We start from the raw sequence: 1,693 nt of genomic DNA, 5'->3' as shown, positions 1-1,693 counted from the left end.
CCCATAAATAATGAGGAAACAGCGCTAATAACCGATTCCCTACGTGATGACTTAACCCCTAATTGGCCAACCATTACCGAACTAATTAATGTAAAGAGTAGCATACCGTTCAACGGTGCCCAACCAATAAAGACACCAAAGGCGGCACCAGAAAATCCTATTTCTGACAAAGTATGAGTCAAAAAAGACATTTTTCTAGCAATTACAAATACCCCCATAATCCCACTAATAATTGCAATAAAAGTCCCCGCCGTAAAAGCGTGTTGCATAAATTCTAAATTAAACATCAATTTCTCCAATCTTATCAATAGGAAAATCATTCATAACTCCTGAAATATAATGCATAGGTTTCATCAATAAAAAGCTATCCGCATATTTTCTAGCAAGTGGCCAATCGTGCGTGATAAACAACACGCTTAGGTTTCGAGCCTTTTGAAAATCACTAACTAAGTCTAAGAGATCAACCTTTACTACATTGTCTAAACTGGCTGTTGATTCATCTAAAATCAACAGGTCTGGATCATTAACAAGCGCTTGTGCCAAATAAGCCCGCTGCTTTTCACCACCCGAAGCAACACCAATCGGCCGTTTACATACATCAGTGAGATTAGTATCATCCATGACTCGTTGCAGTTTTAATCTCTCATGCTTAGATGGCCAGGGAGCTTTCTTAGTCATTAAATTTAATCCCACAAAATTAGTGATAGATAGTGGGTATTCTTCATCTAAATTTCGGAATTGAGGAACGTACCCAATTTTTAAAGACGCATCTTCAAATGTTATGCAGCCACCTTGTGGCGTTAATTGGCCCAGTAAAGCACGAATAAATGTGGTCTTGCCTACACCATTTTCACCAATAATTGCTTTAAACTCTCCTCTTTTTAAAGCAAGATTCAAATGATTAATTACTACTTTGCTTCCATATGCCAATGAAAGATCCTCAACGGTTAAAATATTATTCATTATGACCTCTCTTTATTGTAAAAGACTCAGTCATCTCAAAAGAGATTCATGAGCCTTTTAATACAAACCATATCTATTTAGATTCACGATTAACCTTGGTCAAAATATTGTCTAACTCTTTATATTGTGAAAGCATCCATTGTTTGTAATTCATATGTGCTGGCAATGTTTCTGTAACCTTCAACACAGGCACATTATATTGTTTTGCTAACTTAACAAAATTCGTGACCGTTTTATCAGAAACCTGCTTGTTGTATACGAAAAAGACAATCTTATGGTTCTTGATTCCCTTCTCCATTGTTTGGATTTCCTTAGCAGAAGGATCTGTTCCTTTCTCCATAGCATTCTCAAAGTTTGTATTGGCAACTTTATATCCAAGAGCCGTCAATGCATAATCAAAAACCGGTTCACTAACGTAAACTTCACTATTAGTCTTTTTATCAGCCAATTTTTTTAATCTGCTAATCTCAGCATTAACAGCTTGAAGGGATTTGATATATTTTTTGGCATTATCGTGGAAATACTTCTTGTTTTTTGGCTGGATTTTGCTTAACTTATTAGCTAAAAAATTTACATACTTAGGCATCGTAGTTGGATCATACCAAATATGCGGATTATCTCCTGATTTTTTGCCTAATACATCCTCGCCAATTTTAATATACTTAGTTGAAGATTTACTATTCTTTACGAGTTTACTCATCCATGGATCATAATCAATACCACTAGCAAC

At 35.6% G+C, this 1,693-nt stretch carries 3 protein-coding genes; all 3 read right to left on the bottom strand.

The genetic code is table 11. From position 1 onward, the window contains the following. On the bottom strand, positions 1-287 hold a 287-nt coding region (locus FC82_RS07355; RefSeq protein WP_191982799.1), incomplete at its 3' end, for a metal ABC transporter permease. Next, the gene (locus FC82_RS07350) at positions 280-963 is read right to left on the bottom strand and encodes a metal ABC transporter ATP-binding protein (protein ID WP_054762946.1); all 684 of its coding nucleotides are present in this window, start codon (positions 961-963) and stop codon (positions 280-282) included. The genes FC82_RS07350 and FC82_RS07355, both read right to left, overlap by 8 nt. Positions 964-1,036: 73 nt before the next feature. Further along, positions 1,037-1,693: metal ABC transporter solute-binding protein, Zn/Mn family (locus tag FC82_RS07345; RefSeq protein ID WP_056996631.1), on the bottom strand; the 657-nt coding region annotated here is incomplete at its 5' end.

Source organism: Secundilactobacillus collinoides DSM 20515 = JCM 1123 (assembly GCF_001435975.1).
Lineage (GTDB): Bacteria > Bacillota > Bacilli > Lactobacillales > Lactobacillaceae > Secundilactobacillus > Secundilactobacillus collinoides.
This window is presented reverse-complemented; position numbering and strand designations above follow the sequence as displayed.

Coding starts and splice junctions, on each gene's coding strand:
- FC82_RS07350 (WP_054762946.1), bottom strand. CDS start 963: ATGAATAATATTTTAACCGTTGAGGATCTTTCATTGGCATATGGAAGC.